We start from the raw sequence: 26,124 nt of genomic DNA, 5'->3' as shown, positions 1-26,124 counted from the left end.
GGTCTTCCTTCCGGGTCTGCGGACGAGTGGTCAGCGGTCGTCGAGGGTGGCGAGCACGGAGGCCAGTTCGCCCTCGCTCAGGTCGAGATCGGGGAAGTCGGACGGCGAGTAGAACTCGCCGCCGGCGGTGGCGCCGCGGGCGACGAGGGCCCGCAGCGCGTCGAGGTAGGCCGCGGCGAACGCCTCGGCGGCGGCCCGGTCGTGCACGTTCTCGCTGTACTTCACGTCGAACCGCAGCCGGTCGGCCACCACGAAGGCGTCCACCCGCAGCAGGTGCGGCCGGGAGCCGAGCGGGCTGCGCTCCGGTCCCATGTCCAGGTCCGACAGCGACAGCAGCGAGCCCGCGGAGACGACCTGGTCGAACTGCCCCAGGTAGTTCAGCCGCACCTGGGGCACCGGCAGCGCGGCCAGCAGCGGCGCGGTCCGCCGGTTGAGGTAGCGCAGCGCCATGAAGTCCAGGCCCTGGCCGGAGCGGGTGCGCAGCTGCTCCTTCACCCGCAGCAGGGCCGCGCCCGGGTCGCCGTCGCCCGGGGAGAGCAGGACCGGGCAGGCGGTGGTGAACCAGCCCGCGGTCCTGGTGACGTCCACGTCGGCGAGGACGTCCTCGCGCCCGTGGGCCTCGCGGTCGGCCAGCAGCTCCGGCTGCCCGGTCCAGGCCCGCCAGGCCAGCGCCAGCGCGGTGAAGAGCACCTCGTCGACGCGGGCGTGGTAGACGCGCGGCACGTCACGCAGCAGCGCCGAAGTGTCGTCAACGGACAGATAACGGGTGACCGCGCGTTCGGAACCCGCGGTATTGTGCCCGGCCCCGCCGGGGAAGTCGACCGGCATGCCCGGCCGCTCGGCCGGCACCGCCTCGATCCAGTCCCGCGCCCGCGCCTCCGTCTCGGGGCGGTGGGCCCACTCGACGAGCTTCTCCGTCCACGTCTTCAGCGAGTCGGAGCGCGGCGGCAGGCTCGCCGGCTCGCCCCGGGACAGCTGGGTGTGGACGCGGTGGAGGTCGTCGAGCAGGACGCGGTAGGTGACGCCGTCCACGGCGAAGTGGTGCAGCACGAGGAGCAGGTGGTCCGGCCGGTCGCCGCCGAGCAGCAGCACGGCCCGGCCCAGCGGTCCGCGGGTGAGGTCGAGCGAACCCTGGGCCCGCGTGCAGATCGCGGTGACCTCGGCCCGGTACGCCGCCTCGTCGGCGATGCCCGAGAGGTCGGCCGTCTCGATGGGTACGCCCTCCGCGTCGTCGGCGTAGTGCTGGCGCCAGCGGCTGTCCTCGTCGCGGTGGAAGCGCAGGCGCAGCGCGTCGTGCGCGGCGAACACGACCCGCAGCGCCTCGGTGAGCAGGTCCGGGTCGAGCCCGGTGTTCGCGCGCAGCAGCAGGGACATGTTCCAGTGGTGCGCCTCGGGCTGGTCCTGGTCGAAGAACCAGTGCTGGATGGGGCTGAGCGGGACCTCGCCGATGGTGGCCGCCGGATCCTCGCCCGCCGCCCGCCGTTCCCGCACGACCGGCGCGAGCTCGGCGACGGTCTGGTGCTGGAAGATCTGCTGCGAGGTGAGCTGGAGGCCCTGCTCCGCGGCCCGCGCGGCGATCTGGATGCTGAGGATCGAGTCCCCGCCCAGCTCGAAGAAGTTGTCGTGCGGGCCGACCGCGTCCACCCGCAGCACCGACGCCCACAGCTCCGCCAGCCGCCGGGCCGGGCCGTCCGGCGGCAGTGGCTGCTCCGGCGACGCCGTCACCGGCGCGATCTCCCGCGCGGCCAGCGCCTGGCGGTCGAGCTTGCCGCCGGCCGTGCGCGGCAGCTCCGCCAGCACGACGACCGCGCCGGGCACGAGGTAGTCCGGCAGCCGCTGCGCGAGGTGGGCCCGGATCGCGGAACGCAGCGCGGCGGGCTCGGTCACGTCTTCCCCGGCCGCCGGCACGACGTAGGCGACGAGCCGCTGGTGCCCGTCCGGGTCGGTCACCGGCAGCACGGCCGAGTCGGCGACGCCGGGGTGGGTGTCGAGCACGGCGACGATCTCGTCCGGCTCGACGCGGAACCCGCGCACCTTGGCCTGGTCGTCGCGGCGGCCCCGGTGCTCCAGCACGCCGTCGTGCCAGCGGCCGAGGTCGCCGGTCGCGTAGAGGCGGGCTCCCGGTTCGTCCGAGAAGGGGTCGGGGACGAACCTCGCCTCGGTCAGCGCGGGGTCGCCGACGTAACCGAGGCCGAGCGTCGGGCCGCCGGCCCAGATCTGGCCGGGCAGCCCCGGCGGCACCGGCCGCAGCGCGTCGTCCAGCACGTGGAGCCGGACGCCCGGGATCGGGCGGCCCACCGGGACGACACCCGCGGTGTCGTACCCGTCCGGGACGTCGAACGTGGCGACGATGCCCGCGGTTTCGGTCTGGCCGTACATGTTGACGTGCCGGGCGGCGGGGAACAGCCGCCGCCAGCCGTCGACGACGCCGCCGGGCAGCGGCTCGCTCGCCGAAAGCACCAGCCGCACGGCGGGCAGCCCGGCGTCGCCGGTCAGCAGCGGCAGCGCGGCCCGCCAGTACGACGGCACCAGGTCCACCACCGTCACGCCGTGCGCCCTGGCCAGCGCGAACAGCTCGAGCGGCTCGCGCAGCGCCTCGGCCGGCGCCACCAGGACGCGCCCGCCCGAGCACAGCGGGAGCAGCACCTGCCGGTAGGCCGCGCTGAACGTCAGGCTCGCGGTCTGCAGGTAGACGTCCTCGGGGCCGGCGCCGGTGACCTCCAGCATGGCCTGGAGGTACGCGGCGAGCGCGCCGTGCGGGACGGCGACGCCCTTGGGCCGGCCCGTGGAGCCGGAGGTGTAGATGACGTAGGCGGGGTCCCCGGGCTCGGGCACGACCTGCAGGCGCTCGGCGACGGCCCCGCCTTCCAGGGGCACCGGCAGCACCTCCGCGGGCAGCGCCACGTCGAGGTCGCCCGGCAGCACGACGTGGCGCACCCCGGTGTCCTCCGCGAGCAGCGCGAGCCGGTCCCGCGGGTGGGCCGGGTCCAGGTGCAGGAACGCCGCGCCGGCCTTGAGCACCGCGAGCGTCGCCACCACCTGGTCCGCCGAGCGCGGCGCGAGAACGCCGACCACCGTGCCCCGGCCCGCGCCCTCGGCGACGAGCCGCAGCGCCAGGTCGTTGGCCCGCGCGTCCAGCTCGGCGTAGGTCAGCTCGACGCCGGGGGCGGCCAGTGCGACGGCGTCCGGTGTCCGCGTGGCCTGGGCCTCGAACAGCAGGTGCGCGGCCACGGGCTCGCCGGCCGGTTCGTCCACAGTGGACCATTCGGCCACCTCGGCGAGGTCGTCCGGCGTCGCCATCGGCAGCTCGGCCACCGCGGCGCCCGGGTCGGCCACCATCGCGCGCAGCAGCACCTGGTAGTGCTCCCACAGCCGGCGGATGGTGGCTTCCTCGAACAGGTCCGTGTTGTAGCGGAAGGTGACGGTCAGGTCGCCGCCGCCCTCGTTCCAGAACACCGTGAGGTCGAAGTGCTCGCTGCCGGGCTCGATCGCCAGCGGCTCGATCGCCAGTCCCGCGAGGTCGATCCGCGGCGCCGCGGTCTCCAGCGTGAACATCACCTGGAACAGCGGGTTGTGGCTGAGGTCGCGGCGGGTGCCGAGCCGGGAGACGAGCGTCTCGAACGGCGCGACCTGGTTCTGGTAGGCGTCGACCGTGGTCGCGCGCACCCGGTCCAGCAGCTCGCGCACGTCGGGTTCGCCGGAGAGGTCCACGCGGAGCACGACGGAGTTGGCGAACAGGCCGATCAGGTTCTCCAGGTCGCTGTGCGTGCGGTTCGCGACCGGCGCGCCGACCGGGACGTCGTCGAGCCCGGTGTAGCGCTGGAGCGTCACCGCGAAGCCGGCCAGCAGCGCCATGAACAGCGTCGCCCGGTGGTCGGCGGCGAAGGAGCGCAGCGCGCCGGCGAACTCCGGGTCCACTGTGGACGTCAGCCGGGCACCCCGGAACCGCTGGACGGCCGGGCGCGGGTGGTCCGTCGGGAGCTGGAGCACGGGCAGGCCGGCGAGCCGGCGTTCCCAGTACGCGACCTGGTCGTCGAGCAGGCCCTGATCGAGCCAGCCCGCCTGGTGCTGCGCGAAGGCCGGGTACTGCACCGGCAGCTCCGGCAGCGGTGACGGGCGGTCCTGGGTGAACGCCTCGTACAGCGCGGCCAGCTCGCGGGCGAACACGCTGAACGACCAGTAGTCGCAGACGATGTGGTGCACGTCGAGGCTCAGCAGGTGGTCGTCCGCGCCGACCTGGACGAGCAGCGCGCGCAGCAACGGTCCCGATTCGATGTCGAACCGCTCCCCGATGCCGCTCTCGACCAGCTGCCGTGCCTGCTCCTCGGCGTCCGGGGCCCCGCTCACGTCGACCACGGCGACCGGCAGCTCCGCGGGCGGGGCGACCACCTGGTACGGCAGGCCGTCCCGGGCGGGGAAGCTGGTGCGCAGCGCTTCGTGGCGGCGCACGATCTCGGTCAGCGTGCGGCCCAGCGCGGCCCGGTCCAGCGGACCGCGCAGCCGGAACGCCATGGGGTTGTTGTACGCGCCGTCTTCGGCGATCCGGTCGATGTACCACAGCCGCTGCTGCTGCCGCGACAACGGCGGCCGCTCCGCCCGCTCCACCGGCCCGAGCGGCAGCGCGGCGACGGCGGGACCGCCCGCCTCACCGAGGACCGCGCCGAGCCCGGCCACCGTCGGGTGCTCGAACAACGCGCGCACCGGCACGTCGCGGCCCAGCAGCTCACCGAGGCGCACGGCCAGGCGGGTCGCGGACAGCGAGTCCCCGCCGCGGCGGAAGAAGTTGTCGTGCCGGCCGGGCTCGCGGCCCAGCACCTCGGTCCAGGCCGCGGCGACGACCTTCTCCACCGGGCTGCGCTCGCCGGCGTCGGTCACCTCCGCCGGCTCCGCGCCGGCCGGGTCGGGCAGGGCGCGGCGGTCGATCTTCCCGTTGGGGCTCAACGGGAAGCGGTCGAGCACGGTGATCGTGTCGGGCACCAGGTGACCGGGCAGGCGCGTGGCGAGGTAGTCCAGCAGCAGCCCGGGTGCCTCCTCCGGAGCGGCCGGGGGCGGCGGGGCGACCGGGTCGGGCACGCCGCCGACGAGGCTGTGCACGAGCCGGTCGTCGTCGAGCAGCCGGCAGCCCGGGCGCACCCGCTCGAAGTCGACGCCGCCGATCGGGCACAGCCCGAGCCCGGTCGCCGCGGCCCGGGTCATCAGCAGCTGGCCCAGGTAGCCCGCTTCCAGCAGGACCAGGTCGTCCGCGAGGGACCCGTAGAGCGGGGTGACCGCCGACATGCGGGCGACCAGGAAGACGGAGAACGCCGACGCGGCGAACATCGCCCGGTTCAGCTCCGCGTGGATGTCCTCCGGCAGCACGGCGTCCTCGTCCAGCGACACCAGCGAGTGCGTGTCCGGCCGGTAGTAGTGCAGGCCGGGCGCCACGCCCTCGACCCGTCCCGGCGCGACGTACACGTAGGCCTGGACCGGGTAGAGGTTGCCGCCCGACGGGTACTGGTAGCGCGGGAACGGCTGGTCCGGCTCGGTGCGCGAGCTCAGGCAGGCCAGCAGCTCGCCGAGCTGGGCCGCCGGCACCGGCGCGGGCAGGTAGCGCCGGACGCTGCGGCGTTCCGGCCCGCCGTCCGCGGCGGGCGCGAAGTCGACGGCGGGCCGGTCCGCCACGTCCTTGCGCACGCCGGGGTGGCGCAGCTTGAACTCCAGGCGCTCGAACGGGTTCAGCTCCACCTCGTCCGCCGGGTCGAACGCCTGCGCCGCCGCGAGCGACGGGCCCGAGCCGGTCAGCACCACGTAGGCGTGCAGGCGGCTGGCGCCCACCCGGCCCTCCTCGACCGACGTGGTCACCAGCGCCTGCCGGACGTCGGGGTGCTCGGTGAGGCAGCCGCTGATCTCCTCCAGCTCGATGCGCTGGCCGCGGATCTTCACCTGCTGGTCGCGGCGGCCGAGGATCTCCAGCGTCCCGTCCGGCAGGTAGCGGCCGAAGTCACCGGAGCGGTAGTAGCGGACCCCGCTGCGCGGGTGGGTGACGAACGCGGCGGCGGTCAGCTCGTCGTCGCGCCAGTAGCCCCGCGCCAGGCCCTCGCCGGCCAGGCACAGCTCGCCCGGCACCCACACCGGGCACGGCTCCATGCGCTCGTTGAACACCTGGTACGTGCGGTTGGCCATCGGCGTGCCGTAGGGGATGCTGCGCCAGGCCGGGTCGATCTCGCCGACCTCGTGCGCGATGTCCATGATCGTGGTCTCGGTCGGCCCGCCCACGCTGTGCACCGCCGCGCCCGGCGCGAGCGCGCGCAGGCGGTCCGGCAGCGCGAGCGGGATGAAGTCGCCGCCCAGCAGCACGAGCCGCAGCGACGCGAGCGCGTCCGGGCCTGCCGGGCGCTGCTCGTGCGCGAGGACGAGCATCTCGAGGAACGCGGGCACCGAGTTCCACACGGTGACGCGGTGCTCGGCGATCAGCCGGGCCCAAGCGGCGGGTTCGCGGGTCTCGTCGGCGGCCGGGAGCACGAGGCAGCCGCCCGCCGCCGCGAGCACGGCGAGGATGTCGAACACCGACATGTCGTGGTGCAGCGCGGTGACCCCGAGGCAGCGGTCGTCCTCGGTCAGCGCGAACCGCTCGGCGAGGTCGGTGATGCGGTTGACCACGCCGCCGGTCTCGATCATCACGCCCTTCGGGCGGCCGGTCGAGCCGGAGGTGTGCAGCACGTAGGCGAGGTCGTCGGCCGTCTGGACCGCGGGCAGCGGCTCCTCCTCCCCCGCCGCAGCTCCGGCCGCGAGCAGGTCGTCGAGGAAGACCGGCGTGACGCCCTCGGGCCAGGTGATCTCCCGCCCGGGCAGGTGCTCGGTCAGCACCACGGGGCTGTCCAGCCGGTCGAGCAGGAACGCGATCCGCTCGTCCGGCGCCTCGGCGTCCACCGGCGCGTAGGCGGCACCGGACTTCAGCGTGCCGTAGACCGCGACGACCTGGCGGAAACCCTTGCGCAGCAGCACCGGAACGGCCAGGTCCGGTTTCGCGCCGTGGCGGCGCAGCACGTGCCCGACCCGGTTGGCCGCGCGGTCCAGCTCCGCGTAGCTCAGGCCGCCGCCGGCCCACACGACCGCGGCCCGGTCGCCGTGCGCGGCGGCCCGCCGCTCGAACAGCTGGTGCGGCAGGACATCCGGCACCGGCCGGGCGGTGGCGTTGACGGCGTTTCGCCGGGTGAGCTGCGCCCGCGGCACGAGCGGGAACGACCCCGCCCGCCACTGCCGCTCGTCCTTCAGCAGCCGCAGCAGCTGCCGGTAGGCGCCGAACATGTCGGCCACCATGCCCTCGGGGAACAGCTGCTCGACGTGGTCCCAGCTGAGCTGGAGCGCGCCACCGGACTCCATGACCTGCTGGTCCAGCGCGACCTGCGGCGTCATCGAGACGAGGTTCTCCAGCCGCCCCAGGCGTTCCAGCGCCCGGTAGGTGGAGGTGCCGACGATGTTGGTGTAGACGAACGGGAACAGCAGCCCGTCCGGCGTGCCGCGCAGCCGGGCCAGCTCGCGGATCGCGGGCACGCCCGAGGCGATGCGGTGGTCGAAGTCGTGCCACAGCCGCTTCTGGATGGTCGTGGCGCGTTCGGCGAAGTCCGCTCCCGCCCCGTGGTCGACGTCCAGCAGCACGACGGAGGAGAAGTTGCCCGCGACCTCCTCGATGCGCGGGTGCAGCGGCAGCCGGTTGGACATGGTGACGTTGACGGTGAAGCGCTCGTCACCGCTCCACGCGTGCAGCACCTCGCAGTACGCCGCGAGCAGCACAGTGGACGTCGTGACGCCGTGGCGGCGCGCGTTGGCCTTGATCGCGCTCCACTCCGGCTCCGGGACCACCGCGGCGTGCCGGGCGTAGTGCGGCTTGTCGACCGACTCGAACGCACGGACCAGCGGGATGGACGGGGCGTCCGGCAGCTCGGCCATCCGCTCGCGCCAGTAGGCCAGCGAGCGCCGGTACTCCTCGGTCTCCTTCAGCGCGGTGACGGCCAGCGCGTAGTCCCGGTAGGTCACCGGGACGGGCGGCCGCTGCGCGTCCGGGTCCTCGTAGCCCTCGACCCAGTCGTCGAAGATCTTCTGCAGGCTCCACAGGTCGAGGTTCTGCCCGTCGAAGCTCGCCAGGACCACGGTGGTGGCCCGCCCGTCCTCCGCCGGCACGTCGCAGAGCAGGATGCGGAACAGCGGCCACCGCGCCGGGTCGTAGCGGAAGTGCGACTGCTCCTCCCGCAGGGCGGCGAGCCGCGCCTCGCGGGTGGCGGCGTCCAGCGCCCGCAGGTCCAGCCGTTCCATGCGGTACTCGGTGACCGGCAGCACGCGCTGGGTCTGCCCGTCCTCGGTGACCGCGCGCAGCATCGGGTGCCACCGCAGCACCTGGTTCCACGCGCGTTCCAGGCGATCGTGGTCCAGGTTGTGGCAGACCACCTCGAGCCAGCCGTGGATGCCGTTGTTGCCCAGCGCGAAGGCGCCGCTGCGGCCGACGTAGTAGGCCTGCTGCAGGTCGGTCAGCGGAAACGGCTCGTGCGCGTTCGCCGGGTCGGGCACGAGCCCGCCTTCGGGCCGGTCCGGCTGACCGGGGGCGACGGGGAGGGAGGACAGCTGAGTCATCGCAGAACCTCGCGGGTGCGGTCGGGAGCGGTCAGTTCGGCGACCAGGTCGGCCAGCCCGGCCACAGTGGGCCGTTCCAGCACCTGGCCGAGCGGCACTTCGACGCCGAGTTCGCGTTCGACCCGGTCCTTGACCTCGAAGGCCATGAGCGAGTCGAAGCCCAGTTCGTGCAGGGAGGTCGCCGGGTCGAGCCGGGTCGCCGGCAGGCCCATCACCCCGGCGACCAGGGTGCGGAGCCGGGCCTGGAGGACGGTCTCGTCCGCGATGTCCACTGTGGACGGTTCGAGGACCGCGGCCTCCTCCCGGGTGACGACGGGGGCGGCCGCGGGCGGCGCGACCAGCAGCAGGTGCGCGGCGTCCGCGCCGAGGGCCCGGCCCAGCAGCGCGGTGTCCGTCCCGTCCCAGACGAGGCTGACGGCCGGGCGCCCCTGCGCCCGCAGGCGGTGGGCCAGGTTCTCGTGGGCGGCGGACTCGGCGTCCCCGGTCCCGAGGAACGCCAGGAAGTCCAGGTCCTCGCCGTCCACCAGTGGTGTGGCTTCGAGGTCCTTTCCGTCGGCGTAGACGACTCCCCGCAGCCCCGGGTGGTCGCCGGGCTCCCCGGCCAGCACGACGTCGGTCGCGCCCTGCGTGCGGAGCCAGTCCGCCACCGGCCGCGCCTCCGGGCCGCCGACGACCAGGTAGGGCGCGCCGGCGTGGATCGTGACGGGCTTTTCCGGCAGGTCCGCCGGCACGAGCGTGGCCCGCAGCCGCCGCCCGTCCCGCAGCGCGACCTCGGTACCGCCCCGCGGGGCGGTGACCTCGTCCACCACCCTCGCCGGGTCCGCCTCGGCGGCCGGGTCGAGGTCCAGCAGCAGGGTGCGCAGTTCCGGGTGCTCGAGCGCGATCGCGCGCCCGGCTCCCCACACCGCCGCGCCGCCCGGTCGCGGCGTGCCGGCCGCGGCCTGCGTCCGGCTGGTCAGCAGGTTCAGCCGCGGCGGGGCGGCGAGCCCGGCCAGTGCCCGCGCAACGTGCCGGAGACCGAGGCAGCCGTCGAGGGCGTCTTCGCCGCGGGCGAGATAGACGACCTCGCACAGGTCGTCGCCGTGCTCGCCGACGACCGCGGTCACCACGTCCCGCACGGCTTCGGCGTCGGCCGGGTCCACGGACCGCGCCGCGTCGTGGCGGCGCGGTGCGTGGCCGGCGCGGACGCGCACCACGTCGATCCCGGCCGCCGCGGCGGCTTCGGCGAGCACGGTGTCGGGCGTGCCGGGTTCGGCGAACAGCAGCCACGTCTGCGGTGCGGGCGGCTCGGCGGGCTCGTCGTCCACCTCCCACCGTCGCGTCAGGGCCCGCTCGGCGCCCGCGAACGTGCGGTCGACGCGGTGGAACCGCACGCCGTGCAGGGCCAGCACCACCCGGCCGTCGGCCGCGAGCAGGTGCACGTCGCCGGTCGAGCCGGTCTCGCCGTGCTCCGCCAGCCGCGCCACGGCCCACGTCTCCACCGGCACCGGCTCGTACGCGAGGACGCGGTCCACCGACACCGGCACCCAGGCGCCGCTGGAGAAGAACGTCGCCAGCAGGAGCTGGCAGCAGGAGTCGACCAGGCCCGGCGGCGGGGCGCCGTCGCCGTCCACGGCGTGCATCTCGGCCACGGCCTCGGCCTCACGCACCCACGCGCGGCGCACGTACTGGAACGCCGGGCCCAGCTCGCCACCCGCCGCCGCGTAGCCCTGGTACAGCTCGTCCTGTCCGACGGCCCGCCAGCCGTCGCCTGCCGGCTCGCCGGCGGTGAGCGGCTCCGCCGCGGACGCGGCGGTCCCGAACGACCCTCCCGCGTGGACCGTCCACTCACGACAGTCCGGCGCCGGGCTCGCGCTGATCTCGAACCGGCCGTCCCGCGGGTCGAGCACGACCTGGAGTTCGTGGTCCTCCCCCCGGCGCACGGTCAGGGCCTGCCGGAACGAGACGTTGCGCAGCTCGGGACGTTGCTCGCCGAGAGCGCGGACGGCGCCGAGCGCGGCCGAGACGTACCAGGCGCCGGGCACCACGACCTCGCCGAACACGCGGTGGTCGCGCAGCACCGGGGTGTCCACGCCGACGGTGCGGGTGAAGACGCGCTCACGGCCCGCCGTCGGCACCCGCCTCCCGGGCCAGGGCGTTTCTTCGCGGGGAGTCAGCTCCTCCCAGTACCGGGATCGCTGGAACGGGTAAGTCGGCAGGTCGACCCGGCCCGCGGCGCCGCGCGGCTGGACCCGCGCCCAGTCCAGCGCGACCCCGCGCACGTGCAGGGCGGCGGCGACGGCACGTGCGCGGTCGGCGGGTGCTTCGGCGGGCTCGGCCAGGTCGGTCAGCAGTTCCAGTGGTTCGCCGGTGGCCCGCTCCCCCGCGCCGATCCGGAGCACGATCCCCGACTCTGCCTGCCGCGGCACCTGCACCGGAGACGACAGGACCTCCCGCAGCGAGGCCGTTCCGGCGACGCAGGCGGCGGCGCCCGCGCCCGCCACCGCCGCCGGGACGACGCCCCAGGACCGGAACAGTTCGGCGTAGGCGTACTGGAGTGCGACGGTGACGGCGGAGCGGAGTTCCGGGCGCTCGCGCAGCAGCGCTTCCGGCCGCGCGAGCGCGCCCGGCACCCCGAGGGCGACCTCGCCTTCCGCGATGGCCCGCTGCCAGGCCGGCTCCGTCGCCGGCAGGGCGCCGAAGCCCGCGAAGGCCGCGCCCGGGTCGCCGAAGACCATCGTGACGGTCGGCGGGATGCCCGCCGTTCCGGCGAAGGCCGGGACGCTCCCGGCGAGGAACTCCCGCAGTTGCTGGCCCGCGTCGGCCGAGGACGAGGCGACGACGGCGAGCCGGTGCGGCAGGTGGGTGCGGGCGCACGCGGCCGCGTGGGCGAGGTCGGCCGGTTCCGGGGCGTCCGGGGCGGTCACCACGTCCAGGTACCGGCGGACGTGGTCCCGCAGCGCGGCCTCGGACCGGGCGGACAGCACCAGCAGGTCCCCGGCCCGTTCGACGGGAGCGCTTTCCCCGGCCGCGACCGGGGGTGCCTCTTCGACGAGCACGTGCACGTTGGTGCCGCTGAGGCCGAAGGAGCTGACGCCCGCCAGCCGCGGCCGTCCGGCCGGGGCGGTCCAGTCCTGCCGCCCGCCGCCGAGCCGCAGGACCTCCGGGCCGGCGTCGATCTTCGGGTTCGGGGTGGTGAGGTTGAGCTGGGCGGGTGCCGTGCCGTGCCGCAGCGCGAGCAGGACCTTGATCAGCCCGGCGACGCCGGAGGCGGCCTCCAGGTGCCCGATGTTCGCCTTCACCGAGCCGACCAGCAGCGGCCGGTCCCGCCCGGTGCCGTACACCTCGGCCAGCGCGGCGGCCTCGATCGGGTCGCCGAGGTCGCTGCCGGTGCCCTGCGCCTCGACGTAGTCCACATCGGACGGTGCGGCGCCGGCCGCGGCGAGCGCGTCGGCCAGGAGCCGGCGCTGCGCGGCCCCGCTGGGCACCCGCAGCCCGCTGCTGCGGCCGTCGTGGTTGGTGGCGGATCCCTTGAGCACGCCGAGGACGCGATCGCCGTCGGCGAGGGCGTCGGGCAGCCGCTTGAGCAGCACCATGCCGCAGCCCTCACCGCGCGCGTAGCCGTCGGCGGCGGCGTCGAACGGCTTGCACCGGCCGTCGGGCGACAACGCGTGCAGCGCGACGCCGAGGTGGAAGTTCTCCGGCGCCAGCATCAGGCTCACCCCGCCCGCGAGCGCCGCGTCGCACTCGCCGAGCCGGAGGCTCTGCGCCGCCAAGTGCACGGCGAGCAGCGAAGACGAGCACGCCGTGTCCAGCGTCATCGCCGGTCCGGTCAGGTTCAGCAGGTGCGACACGCGCCCGGCGGCGAAGCAGGCCGGGTTGCCGGTGCCGCTGTAGGCGTCGGCCTCCGCACCCGCCCGCGCGCGCCGCAGTTCGTAGTCGTGGCTGCCGAGGCCCACGAACAGCCCGGCGCGCCGGGCCGCCAGCGAGTCCACGGGGATTCCCGCGTGCTCCGCGGTCTCCCAGCAGACCTCCAGCAGCAGGCGGTGCTGCGGGTCCATCTTCTCCGCCTCGCGCGGGCTGATCCCGAAGAACTCCGGGTCGAAGCCGTCCACGGCGTCGAGGAAACCGCCGCGTCCGACGGGGATCCCGCCGGGCCACCGGCCCTCGGGCACCTCGCGGGTCGCGTCGACGCCGTCCGCGAGCAGCCGCCAGAACGCCTCCGGCGAGTCGGCGCCGGGGAACCGGCAGCCGAGCCCCACCACCGCGATCGGCACCGGACCGCTCTCGGGCCGCGGCGCGGCCACGGCCGGCGCGGACGTGCCCGCGAGCAGGGTGGCGGCGAGGCTGTCGACGGTCGGGCTCTCGAACACCAGCGTGGCGGGCAGCGGACGGCCCAGCTCCCGGACGAGGGTGTTGCGCAGTTCCGTGGCCTGCAACGAGTCCATGCCCAGGTCGAAGAACCCGGCGGCGGTGTCGACCGGCGTGCCGGACGGCACGAACCCGCCGACGAGCGTGGCCAGCCGCCGTACCAGCGCCGGGCGTCGCTGCGCGGGCGGCAGCTCGGCGAGCTGCCGGGCCAGCGGCGCCCCGGTCTCCGCCCGGACCGGTTCCGCCGGCGCGGCGGCGCCGAGCTCCGCGAGCAGCGAGGCCGCCAGGTGGGCGCCGCGGCCCGCGCGGTAGGTGTCCCAGTCGACGGTGAGGACCACCGCCTGCGCCGCGCCCGCGCGCACCGCGCGGCCGAACGCGCCGAGGCCGTGGGCGGGCGTCAGGGGCCGGACCCCGGCCGCGGTCCAGCGGCGGGCCGAGTCCGCGTCGAGCCGCGCGGCCATGCCGGTCCGCTCCCACGGACCCCAGTCCAGCACCGTCGCGGGCAGGCCGCGCCCGGCGCGGTGGTGCGCCAGCGCGTCCAGGTAGGCGTTGGCGGCGGCGTAGTTCGCCTGCCCCGGCGAGCCGAGCACGGCCGCCGCGGAGGAGAACAGCACGAAGAAGTCCAGTGACAGCGCGACGGTCCGCTCGTGCAGCAGGCGGGCGCCACGCACCTTCGCCGCGAACACCTCGTCGAACCGGGCCCAGTCCTGGTGCACCAGCGCGCGGTCCCGGACCACGCCGGCGGCGTGCACGACCCCGCGCAGCCGCGCGCCGAACCGGGCGAACACCGCGTCGAGCGCCGCCTCGTCGGAGACGTCCGCGGCCACCACGTCCACCGTCACGCCGCCGGCCCGCCAGCCGTCCATTCTGGACAGTGTGTCGGCCGGGGGTTCTTTGCGGGACAACAGCACCAGGTGCCGGGCTCCGGCGGTCACCAGCCAGTCCGCGGTCTCCAGGCCAAGCCCGCCCAGCCCGCCGGTGACCAGGTACGCGCCGTCGGGCCGGATCGCCACGGGCTCGCCGCCGCGCGGCGCCGGAACCAGCCTCGGCACGTACCGGCGCCCGCCCGCCAGCACCACCTGCGGTTCGGGGTCGCCGGAGAGGATCTCCTCGGCCAGCTCCCCGGCGTCGGCGCCGTCGAGCAGCCGCACGCGCAGTTCCGGGTGCTCCATCGCGAGCGTGCGGCCGAGGCCCCACCACACCGCGGGCTCGGGCTCGACCGGCTGCCCGCCGGCCGGCTGCGCGCCCTGCGTCACGAGGGACAGCCGCACGTCCTTGCCGTCCACGGCCCGCAGCGCGGCCAGCACCAGCTCGACGCCCTCCCGCGGGTCGCCGGGCCAGCGCAGCACGAGGTCGACCGGTTCGCCATCGAAAGCAAGCTCCTCGACGAGGGTCGCGTCGGCACCCCGGGCCCGCAGGCTTTCCACCAGCTCGCCGGAGGTGTCCACGACGAGCAGCCGCCGGGAGCCGCCGCGCGCAACGCGGGCCGCCTCCCGCCATTCGACGGTGAACGTGTCCTGCTCCGGCTGGACGGCCGAGTGCGCCGGAAGCCAGTACGACTGCCGCTCGAAGGGGTAGCCGGGCAGCGGGACCCGGCGGCGCGGCCGGTCGCGGTAGACGTCGTCCCAGCGGATCCGGACGCCCGCGGTGAACACCTGCCCCAGCGCGTCCAGGTGCTGCGCCGGGCGCGCCGAGCGCAGGGACGGCACCCAGGTCTTGGCGTCCTCCGGCACGCAGGCCCGCCCGAGGCCGACGAGCGTGCTGCCCGGCCCGACCTCGACGAACACGGTGCAGCCGCGGGCCGCCAGCGTCGCCATGGCGTCGGTGAACCGGACCGGCTCCCGCATCTGCCGGACCCAGTACCCGCCGTCCAGGTCGGCGGCGGTGAGCAGCGCGCCCGTCGCGCCCGCGACCAGCGGCACCTGCGGCCGCCGGTGCCGCACCCCGCCGGTGGCGGCGGCGAAGCGGTCCAGCACCGGCTCGACGAGCGGTGAGTGGAAGGCGTGCGAGACGGTGAGCCTGCGGTACCGCACCGCGACCGCGTCCAGCCGGGCCTCCAGCCGGTCGAGGTGCGCGGCGAACCCGGACACCACGGTCGTGCCCGGCGCGTTGAGCGCGCCGACCGACAGCCCGTCGGTGAGCCCGTCCAGCAGCACGGCGACCTGCTCGGGCGGGGCGTGCACGGCGGTCATGCCGCCGCCCTCGGGCAGCTCGTGCATCAGCCGGGCCCGCTCGCCGACCAGCAGCAGGCAGTCCTCCAGGCTCAGGGCGCCCGCCACGTGCGCGGCGGCGAACTCGCCGACGCTGTGCCCGAGCACGGCCGCCGGGGTCACGCCCCAGGAACGCCACAACCGCGCCAGCGCCACCTGCACCGTGACGAGCGCGAGCTGGGCGTGGCGGGTGTCGGCGAGCACGTGCTCGCCCGCGGTGCCCGCGATCACCGACTCGACCGCGCCCGGCGGCAACCAGCGGGCCGCGAGCCGGTCGCAGGCGCGGACGGCGTCGGCGAACACCGGCTCGGTCCGCAGCAGCTCCCGGCCCATGCCGAGGTAGTGCGCGCCCTGGCCGCTGAACAGGAACGCCACCTTCGGCCGCTTGCCGGCCTCCCCGGCGTACGTTCCCGGCGCGTCCTCGCCGGCCCCGAACGCGGCGAGCGCGGCCACCGCCTCGTCCCGGCCGGACACCGGCAGCGCGAGCCGGTGGCGCATCGCCTGGCGGCCGGTGTTCGCGGTGCGGCACAGGTCCGGCACCGAGTCCGCTGTGGACAGTGCGTCCGCGTACGCACTGGCGAGCGCGCGCAGGGCGGGCTCCGACCGGGCCGACAGGGTCAGCAGTTCCGGGCCGTCCGCTTCCGTCGGCGGCGCGACGGCGGGCGGCTCGCCGACGACGAGGTGGGCGTTGGTGCCCGACCAGCCGAACGCGCTGACCCCGCCGATCCGGTCGGCGCCCGGCCACGCGGCGGTCTCCACCGGAACGCACTCGGGGTAACCGGGCACCTCGATGTTCGGGTTCGGCTCGGTGAAGTGCGGCTGCTTCGGGATCTCGCCGTGGCGCAGCATGAGCAGCAGTTTGATCAGCGCGGCCATGCCGGCGGCGCCTTCGAGGTGGCCCAGGTTCGCCTTCACCGACCCGAGCGCGGGCAGCCCGGCCCCGAACACCTCGGACAGCGCGTCCAGCTCGATCGGGTCGCCGAGCAGCGTTCCCGTGCCGTGGGCCTCCACATAGGACACCCGATCGGCCGCCACCCCGGCGTCGTCGAGGGCGCGGGTCACCACGTCGATCTGGGCCAGCGGGTTGGGTGCGGTGAGCCCGTTCCCGCGCCCGTCCTGCCCGACGGCCGAGCCCAGCAGCACGCCCAGGACCCGGTCCCCGGCGGCGCGGGCGGCGGCGAGCGGCTTGAGCACGACGGCCCCGCAGCCCTCGCCGGAGACGATGCCGTCGGCGGAGGCGTCGAACGGGTGGCAGCCGCCGCTCGGCGACAGCAGCCCCATCTGCTCGCCCACGCTGGCGAACAGCCCGGTCAGCATCAGGTTCACGCCGCCGACCACGGCCACCTCGCACTCCCCGGCGCGCAGGCTGCGCATCGCCAGGTGCACGGCGACCAGCGCCGACGAGCACGCGGTGTCCACGGTGAGCGCGGGCCCGCGCAGGTCCAGGGTGTAGGCCAGCCGCCCGGCGACCATGCCGTGCGCGGTGCCGGTGCCCGTGTGGGCGTCGACCCCGCCGGACTGCATCCAGTAGTAGTCGCTGCTCTGCGAGTGCAGGCCGACGAACACGCCGGTGTGGCTGCCCGCCAGCGACTCGGGGGCGATCGCGGCGTCCTCCAGCGCGGACCACGCCACCTCGAGCACGAGGCGCTGCTGCGGGTCCATCCGCGCCGCTTCCGCCGCGGCGATGCCGAAGAACCCGGCGTCGAACCGGTCGATGCCGGTGAGGAAGCCGCCGCGGCGCGGCGAAGCGGAGTTCAGCCGCCGCCGGTCGGGCGGGGCGTCCCCCACCGCGTCGCGGCCCTCGCGCACGAGGTCCCAGTACTCCGACGGCGAGCCGGCGCCGGGGAACCGGCAGCCGATGCCGACGACGGCGACCGGACCGTCCACTGTGGCCGTCACGCCACCACCACCTCGTCCAGGCGCTCGGTGAGGTGGGCCGCCAGCGCGGCGGGCGTCGGGTAGCGCCACAGCAGGGTCGCGGGCAGCTTGACCCCCCACCTCGCTTCGATGCGGTTCCGCAGTTCCAGTGCCGTCAGCGAGTCGAAGCCCAGTTCGCTGAACGGGTCGTCCGGGCTCAGCCGGTCCGGCTGGGAGCTCAGCACCACCGCCATCTCGCCGAGCAGCCAGTCGTCCAGGTCCTCCGGGCCCGTCCCGGGTTCGGCGAAGGCCTCGCGCACCGGTTCCGCGAGCGCCGGAACCCCGTCGGCGCGGGCGAAGACCGCGGCCTGCACCGGGGCGCCGTCCAGCACCGCGTCGAGCGCGCGCAGATTGTCCTCTTCGGACAGTGTCGCGACGCCCCTGGCGGCCCAGTGCCTGCTGCCGCGGGCGGCGGCCTCGCCGGGACCGGTCCACGGGCCCCAGCCGACGCTGGTCGCGACCAGCCCGCGCGCCGCCCGGTGCGCCGCCAGCGCGTCGAGGAACCCGTTGGCCGCGGCGTAGTTCGCCTGGCCCGGCGAGCCCAGCACCGCGGCGACCGAGGAGTAGAGCACGAACGCGTCCAGCTCCCGGTCCGCGGTCAGCTCGTGCAGGTGCCAGGCACCGGCCGCCTTGGGCGCCAGCACCGCGGCCACGCGCTCCGCGGTCATCGCCGTGGCGATGCCGTCGTCCGAGACGCCCGCCGCGTGGACGATCCCGCGCAGCGGCGGGCCGCCCGCGTCGAAGCCGGCGAGCACGGTTTCGAGGGCGGCGCGATCGGTGACGTCCGCCTGGTGCACGGTGATCCGCTCGCCCGAAGGGTCCAGTTCGGACAGCCGGGCGGTCACTTCCGCCGTCGGCGCGTGGCGGCCCAGCAGCGCGACCCGGCGCACGCCCCGGGCCAGCAGCCGCCCGGCGGTCAGCAGTCCCAGGTGCCCCAGCCCGCCGGTGACCAGGTAGGTCGCCTCGGTCGTGAGCCCGGCCGCGGACGCCACCGTCACCGCGAGCGTGCCGATGTGCGTGCCGCGGGCCATCACCCGGAACGCCTCCTCGGCCCGCGAGACCGGGAACGACCGCGCCGGCAGCGGCGGCAGGGTGCCGTCCGCCAGCCGGTGCGCCAGTGCGCGCAGCAGGCCGCCGATCAGCTCCGGGCGGTCGAAGAACACCCGCGCGATGCCGACCGCGGCGAAGGTGAGGTCCTCGCGGAACCCGCCGAGGTTCAGCGGCGCGTCGTCCTCGATGTCCCGGCGGCCCAGCTCGACGAACCGGCCGTAGCGGGCCAGTGCGCTCAGGCTTTCCGCGATCGCCGAGCCGGACAGCGAGTTGAGCACGACGTCCACCCCGCGGCCACCGGTGTGCCGCCGCACCTGGTCGCCGAAGCCCGGGCCCCGCGAGTCCAGGACCAGCTCGACCCCCAGGGAACGCAGGTACTCGCGTTTCTCCTCGGTGCCCGCGGTGGCGAGCACCCGGGCGCCGAGCGAGCGCGCGACGTGCACGGCGGCGAGTCCGGTACCGCTGGCCGCGGAGTGCACCAGCATGGTTTCGCCCTCGGCGAGCCGGGCCGTCGTGACGAGCGAGTACCATGCGGTCAGGTAGGGCATGGCGGCGGCCGCTTCCTCGTCGGTCACCGCGGCGGGCGCCGGGACCACGAGGTCGGCGAGCGTCCGCACCGAGCCGGCCAGGCACGCGGTGCCGACGCCGAACACGCGGTCGCCGGGGCGGACGTGCGTGACGTCTTCGCCCACGGCGGTGACCGTGCCGGCGAAGCCGTCGCCGAACCACGCCGGCCCGTCCTCCGGCACCGGGTAGTTCCCGAGCGCCTTGAGCGCGTCGCGGAACCCCAGCCCGGCCGCGGCGACCGCGACGTCCACTTCGCCCGGCCCGAGCGGCCCGCGGGTCACGACGTGCCGCACGAACGGCTCGAGCACCCCGGTCCGCCGCTGCGCCAGCTGCCACGTGCCGCCGGTCCGCCCGGCGGCCCGGCCGAATTCCGCGGGCACGAGCCGCGGCACGTACCACTCGCCGCCCCGCACCGCGACGACCGGCTCCCGGCCGAGCAGGCCGAGCACCCCGGCCGGGTCGCCGGGCCCCTCCGGGTCGAGGTCCACGACCCCGCACGCGGTGTCCGGGAACTCGGCGCGGACCGAGCGCGCCAGCGCCGGCAGCACCCCGGCCGCGAGGCGGGCGGGATCCGCCGCGTCCGCGGGGGTCACCGCGCACGCCCCCCGGGTGACCAGGCACAGCCGGGGCAGCGTCGTGTCGGCCCGGTCGCCCAGGAGGCCGAACACCTCGGTGGCGATCCGCTGCGCGGCGGCGACCGGGTCGGCTTCAAGGGCATCGAGGACGTAGACAATTCCGGTGACGTCACCGGCGGGGTCCCCGGGGAGCGCGGCGGCGAGCGCGTCGTCGCCGAGCACGAGCCACCGGCCCGGATCCGCCGGACCCGGCGGGGCGACGAGCCGCCACCACTCGGGCACCCGGCCGACGGGCGCCGCGTGGGGTTCGGTCGACAGCCGCAGCTCCAGCCCGGAGATTTCGGCAACCGGTTCACCCGAGACGGTCTGCAGCACGAGGTCCACCACCGCGTTCTCGCCCGGCTCCGCACGGACGAGCCGGGCGCGCACCCGGTACTCCCCCGCGTCCGGCAGGCGGTGCTGCCGCACGCGCTCGATCCGCACGGGGAACAGTGGCGCAGTGTCCTCAGTGGACAAAGTGGCGTAGGCGACCTGGAAGGCGCCGTCCAGCACCGCCGTGGCGGTCGTCCAGGCCGAACTCTGCGGCGTGACCAGCAGCCGCCCTTCCGCCTCGCCGTCCCGGCGGGTCACCTCGGTCACCGTCCGGTAGGCCACGCCGTACCGGGCGCCGCGGGCGCGCAGGAGCCGGTCGTGGGCCGGTCCCGGCACGACGGTCAGCGGCTCGTCCACTGTGGACGACAGCTCCGGCAGGGCCGGCGTGGGTCCCGCGAAGGCGGCGCGCTCACAAGTCGCCGTGTCGCCGAAGGAGATCCGGTCGCCGGTGACCGTGATCCGGAGCGCGTCGTCGCCACCCGGCAGCGGCCGGGGCGCGTGCAGGACGAGGTTCGCCAGCGCGACCGGGCCACCCGTTTCCTGGAAGGCGAGCACCGGATAGGCCGCCGCGGGCAGCAGCGCGGTGTCCCGCACCCGGTGCTGCCGCAGCGAAACCAGGTCGGCCCCGGTCAGCGGAACGATCCGGCCGGCCCGCTCGGGCACCGGTGCCACCGGCCGCTCCGGCAGCTCGTCGGTGAGCCAGAACCGCTCACGCTGCCACTGCTGCCCGGGCAGCCGCACCAGGTTGCCCGTCGGGTAGACCTGGTCCCACCGGATCGGTGCGCCCAGCGTGTACAGCCGGCCCAGCGAGGACAGCCAGGTCGCGGTTTCCGCGTCCTTGCGGGACGAAGCGAGCACGACGACGTCGCGCCCGGTGTCCTCCGCCTGCTCTTCCATCGCGGGGGTCAGCACGGGATGCGTTCCGACCTCCAGGAACGCCGTGGTGCCCCGTTCGGCGAGGACGTCGAAGGCGTCGGTGAAACGCACCGGGCGGATCAGGTTGTCGACCCAGTGGGCCACCCCGAGCCCGGCCGCGGTCACCGGCGTCCCGGTCACCGTCGAGATCATCGGCACCCGCGGCTCGGCCGGGGCGATCCCGGCGATGTCCGCGGCGAACGCGTCCGCGAACGGCAGCAGCAGCGGGTTGTGCGCGGGGAAGCCGATCGAGAACTCGCGGGCGGTGATCCCCCGGGCGGCGAGCCCGGCGAGCACCCGCGCCAGGTCGTTCCGCGCTCCGGAAAGGACGGTCGACTGTGGACCGTTCACGGCCGCGATGACCACGGTGCCGGGGTCCTCGTCCTCGGCGAGCAGCTTCGCCAGCTCTTCCGGCCGGGCGGACACCGACGCCATCGAGGACGGCACCTCGCACCGCCGCACCGCCGCTTCGCGGGCGATCACGATCCTCAGCGCGTCCTCGCGGCTCAGCGCCCCGGCCACGTACGCGGCGGTCACCTCGCCGAGGCTGTGCCCGGCGACGGCGACCGGCTCCACGCCGGCCGCCCGCCACAGGGCCGCGAGCGCGGCCTGCTGGACGAACGCGAGCACCTGCCGGTGCGGCGCCACGACTTCGGCGTCGTGCTCGCCCAGCAGGTCCAGTACGGACACTCCGGCCAGCTCGCGGGTCCGCCGGTCCCACTCCACCAGTTCGGCGCGGAACGCCGGGGCGCACCGCAGCAGCCGCTGCCCCACGCCCGGGTGCCACGTTCCCTGACCGGAAAACACGAACGCGACCTCGGCCGGCCGCAGGGACCGGACGAGCCCGTGCGAGATCCGCGCGTCACCCGTGCCTTCGGCGAACGCGGTCAGCGCCTCGGCGATTTCCTCGGTGGACCCGGCCACGGTGGCCAGGCGGTGGGCGTAGTGGCCCCGGCGCACGGTGGCGCTGTAGCAGAGATCGGCCAGCGCGGGCCCGTCCTCGTCGTCGGCGAGCCGGGCGAACCGGCCCGCGAGCTGCCGCAGTGCCCGCTCGTCGTGCGCGGACACGGCCAGCAGGTGCGGCTCCCCGGCCGGGAACGCGTTTTCCCGCCGGGTGGCGGGCGGCGCCTCCTCCAGCACGACGTGCACGTCGGTGCCGCCGAAGCTCAACGACGTGACCCCGGCGAGCCCGGGTTCGGCGGCCGGCCACGGCATCAGCCGGTCGGCCACCGCGAGCTTCCGCTCCGCCAGGCCCAGCGCGGGGTTCTCCCGCCGGAAGTGCAGGCTCGGCGGCAGCTGCCGGTGCTTCAGCGCCAGCGCGACCTTCACCACCCCGGCCAGCCCGCCGACCACCCCGAGGTGGCCCAGGTTGGTCTTCACCGAGCCCACCAGGCACGGCCGCTCCGCCGGGCGGTCCTCGCCCAGCACGGCGCCCAGCGCGTGCACCTCGACCGGGTCGCCGACCGGCGTGCCGGTGCCGTGCGCCTCGACGTAGTGCACCTGTCCGGCCGCCACACCGGCGGCGCGGTAAGCCTTGCGCAGCAAGGTTTCCTGACCTTCACGGCCCGGTGCGGTGAGGCCGTTGGTCCGGCCCTCCTGCACGGCGGCGCTGCCGCGCACCAGCGCGTAGACCCGATCACCGTCGGCCAGTGCCTGAGCCAGCGGCCGCAGGACCAGCGTCACGACGCCCTCGCCGAACACGATGCCGTTGCCGTCCGCGTCGAAGGTCCGGCAGCGGCCGTCCGGGGACATCACGCCCAGCTTCGAGAACCAGACGAACATGTCGGGGCCGAGCGTCAGGTTCGCCCCGGCCACGATCGCCCGCTCGCACTCCCCCGACGCCACGCTCCGGGCGCCCAGGTGCAGCGCCAGCAGCGCCGAGGAGCACACCGCGTCGACGGTGAAGCTCGGGCCGCGCAGGTCGTAGTGGTAGGACAGGCGGTTCGCGGCGATCGCGGAGAACGCCCCGGTCGCGCTGCCGCCGTCGGCCAGCTCGGGGTGCTCGTGCTGCAGCCACGCGTATTCCGGGTGCCCGACCCCCGCGAACACCCCGGTGTCCGAGCCGCGCAGGGACTCGCGGGGGACGCCCGCGTCGTCGAGCGCCTCCTGCGTCACCTCCAGCAGCAGCCGCTGCTGCGGGTCCATCAGCACCGCCTCCCGGCGCGAGATGCCGAAGAACCGCGCGTCGAACCGGTCGACGTCGTCGAGGAAGGCACCCCACCGGGTCGTCGACCGGCCCGGCGCGGCGGGATCGGGGTCGTAGTGCTCCTCCGGGCGCCACCGCTGCGCCGGCACCTCGCCGACCACGTCACGGCCGTCCCGCAGCAGGCGCCAGAACCCGCCGGGATCACGCACCTTGCCGGGCAGCCGCAGGCCCATGCCGACGATCGCGACGGGCTCGGGCTCCGCCGCGCGGTCTTCGGCCGGCGAAGTCGGCGCGGGTGCGGCGGTGACGGGGGCGGTGGTGACGGGGGACGTCCGGCGGGCGGGATCGGCCAGGTGCGCGGCGAGCGCGGCGATCGTCGGGTGCTCGTAGAACTCGACGACCTCCACCCGCGTGCCCAGCAGCTGCGAAAGATCGGTCACCAGCTGCGCGGCGACCACCGACGTGAGCCCATAGCGGGCCAGCGGCTCGGACACGTCCACCGCGGCGGGGTCGACTCCGCCCAGCACCGCCGTCTTCTCCACGAGCCACGCCCGCAGCCGTGCGGCGTCCGGCCGGGCCTCGATCGCCGCGGCCGGCGGGGCGACGTCCCGTCGGCGCCATTCCGCGACCACGCCGAGCGATCCGTCGAGCCACTGCCGGCGGCAGGCGGTGCGCTGCACCTTGCCGCTGGTCGTCTTCGGCACCCCGCCCCGGCGGACCAGCACCAGCGCGTGCACGTCGACGCCGCAGTGGGCGGACACCACCGCGCGCACGGTCGCGGCCAGCTCGTCCAGCTTCTCCGGGGACAGCGCCCGCGCGTTCGTCTCGTGCACCAGCACGACCCGCTCGGTGCCGTCCTCGCTCAGCGTCTCCGTCGCGAAGGCCGCACCCCGCAGCCCGGCGAACCCCGGATCGGCGGTGGCGGCGGCGCGCTCGATGTCCTCGGGGTGGTGGTTGACGCCCTGGACGATGACGAGCTCCTTGAGCCGCCCGGTCACGAACAGCTCACCGTCGTGCAGCAGGCCCAGGTCGCCGGTGCGCAGGTACCGCTGGTCACTCTCGTCGCCGTCGAGAGTGGCCTCGAACGTCTCGGCCGTCTCCCGGGGCCGGTTCCAGTAGCCGAGGGCCGCCGACGCACCGGCCAGCCAGATCTCGCCGACCTCGCCCGGCGCGCACTCCCGCCGCGTCGCCGGGTCGACGACGCGCAGCTGCGTGTCCAAGGCCGGATGACCGCACCCCACCAGCGGCCAGGGCGACTCGTACCGCGCGCCGTCCACGGTGCCTGCGCCGGGCGCGCGGGCGGGCAGGATCGTGGCCCGGTCGCCCAGCGGCCGGGTCGTCGCCATCAGGGTGTACTCCGCGAGCCCGAACGACGGGCGGAACGCGTCGCGCCGGAACCCGGCCGGGGCGAACCGCTCCGTGAACGAGGTCAGCGTCCGCTCGTGCACCCGCTCGGCGCCGATGCTCGCGTTGAGCCAGCCCGACAGGTCCAGTTCCGCCAGGTGCCGGTCCTGGACCCGCTTGACCGCGTAGTCGTAGGCGAACACCGGCCCCGCGCTGTGCGTCGCCTTGAACCGGGAGACCGCCCGGAGCCACGCGGCCGGCGACTTCAGGAACGTCATCGGCGTCATCATCACGGTCGGCAAGCCGGCGTACAGCGGCTGGATCAGCCCCTCGATGAGCCCGTAGTCGTGGAAGTAGGGCATCCAGCCGACGCTCAGGCAGTCCGGGCCGTAGTCCCAGGACCCGCGGATCAGCTCGGCCTGGACCAGCAGGTTCCGCTGGGAGATCATCACGCCCTTGGGCGAGGCCGTCGAGCCGGAGGTGTACTGCAGGTACGCCGCCTCGCCGGGGTCCGCGAGGCGCAGCGGCGCGCGCTCCTCCCCGGCGTCGTCCCGGCCGAGGACGAGGTGCTCCGCCCCGGCCAGCGACGGCACCTCCGCACACGCCCGCAGCACGACCTCGGTGTTCTGCTCCGCCGAGACGACCACGGCGGGCCGGGCGTCCTCGCCGATCGCCCGCAGCCGGGGCAGCTGCTGCTTCCACTGCGCGGGCTCCGGGGCCGGGGCGGGGATCGCGATCAGTCCACTGTAGACGCAGGCGAACAGCCCCACCAGGAAGTCCAGCCCGTGCGGCACCAGCACCAGGACCCGCGCCCCGGGCTCGTGGGCGGACAGCCGCGCGGCGAGGGCCCGCGCACGGCTGTCCAGCGTCGCGTAGGTGAGCGCGTCGAACTCGCGCAGCTCGTCGTCGACCATGGTGTAGGCCTGCCGGCCGGGCGCCTCCGCGACGCGGTGCGCGAGCAGGTCCACCAGGGACCCGAATTCGGGGTCAGCCACACCGATCTCCTTGCCTCCCACCGGGACGTTCCGGCGGACTGGACACTGTGGACGGCCGTGGCCGCCGTTCCGCACCGGGGCACGACGCACCCTCCCCCCGGCGGACCGCCGCGGGGAGGTAGTGGTGGGCCGCCGGGTTCTCCGGTGCGAAGGGGAACCCCGGCGACCGGGCGAACCGATCAGCGGCCGGAGAAGCCGTATTGGTCGTCTTAGCGGGCAATTTCCTTCGCACGCCGCGGTCCGTTCGACGATTTCGCGTACTCGCGCCGGAACCCACCACCGGTGAGCACCTCAGCGGGAACGAACGAGTCGCCAGCAGCCATCCCAACTCCCGGAATTCACCCAAATGTCAACAACGGACCGAGCACCCGGCGGCAGCACCGGAAAAACACCCCGCGCATACCGATTCGCACGAGGTGCTCAAATGAGCGCTAATTCTGTCTTGTCCCGCGGGCACACCGGGCACCGTCGCACCGGGCAACTCCACTGGGGGACACGAAGATCGTACCCACAAGCCGCACTAAACCGCCAGCGCCTGCACGCCCAAAATCGCACTACTGCCACAGAACAGCACATCGAAGTCGAACGGACCAAACAGAGAGCACCAAAGGGCAAACCTCGCCACCCGGCGTTTGAGCAGCGGATCGAACTCGTGTATTCCGCGGCCGATTCGAGCCGGGACCAGCGGCCATCGACGATTCGCCCGGACCCGGCCCGCTCATCATAAGATCCATCGGCGAATGCGCGCTTTCCGGCCGGATACGTTCGGTGTAGCCGATGCGCGGCCACCTGGGCGAAGCTCTCGCGCATTGCCCGGCGCGCATTCCCCGGGCCGGCCCGCCCTAGGCTTGAATACTCATTGCCAAACCGCCCGTCACGGTCAGCGAACAAACCTGCGGGAATGGCCGGAACGCGCATTCGGCCGCCGAACACGGCAACACGCTTCGGCCCTTATGTCCGATTCGCGCGATTGCCCGGTTCCAATAAGCGCGCAATCCTCCGGACGTCAACGGCCGACCATCCTCGACTGCCCTTTGGTGCTCTATGTTTGGTTCGTTTGACTTCGATGTGCTGTT

At 75.1% G+C, this 26,124-nt stretch carries 3 protein-coding genes; all 3 read right to left on the bottom strand.

Annotated elements, in window-relative coordinates; genetic code table 11:
* Positions 1-30 precede the first annotated feature (30 nt).
* Genes VA596_RS12430 through VA596_RS12420 form a run of 3 tightly spaced genes read right to left on the bottom strand, consistent with a single transcriptional unit; the run spans position 31 to position 25,048 of the window.
* On the bottom strand, positions 31-8,607 hold the full coding sequence (locus VA596_RS12430; RefSeq protein ID WP_323326403.1) for a non-ribosomal peptide synthetase: 8,577 nt from the start codon (positions 8,605-8,607) through the stop codon (positions 31-33).
* Positions 8,604-17,066, bottom strand: coding sequence for an SDR family NAD(P)-dependent oxidoreductase (locus tag VA596_RS12425; protein ID WP_323326401.1), 8,463 nt, complete (start codon positions 17,064-17,066; stop codon positions 8,604-8,606). The genes VA596_RS12430 and VA596_RS12425 overlap by 4 nt, the downstream gene beginning before the upstream one ends.
* On the bottom strand, positions 17,063-25,048 hold the full coding sequence (locus tag VA596_RS12420; protein ID WP_323326399.1) for an SDR family NAD(P)-dependent oxidoreductase: 7,986 nt from the start codon (positions 25,046-25,048) through the stop codon (positions 17,063-17,065). The genes VA596_RS12425 and VA596_RS12420 overlap by 4 nt, the downstream gene beginning before the upstream one ends.
* Positions 25,049-26,124 lie beyond the last annotated feature (1,076 nt).

It is taken from the genome of Amycolatopsis heterodermiae (assembly GCF_034929455.1).
Lineage (GTDB): Bacteria > Actinomycetota > Actinomycetes > Mycobacteriales > Pseudonocardiaceae > Amycolatopsis > Amycolatopsis heterodermiae.
Note: the sequence above shows the minus strand (reverse complement) of the source record. Positions and strands in the feature narration are given on the sequence as shown.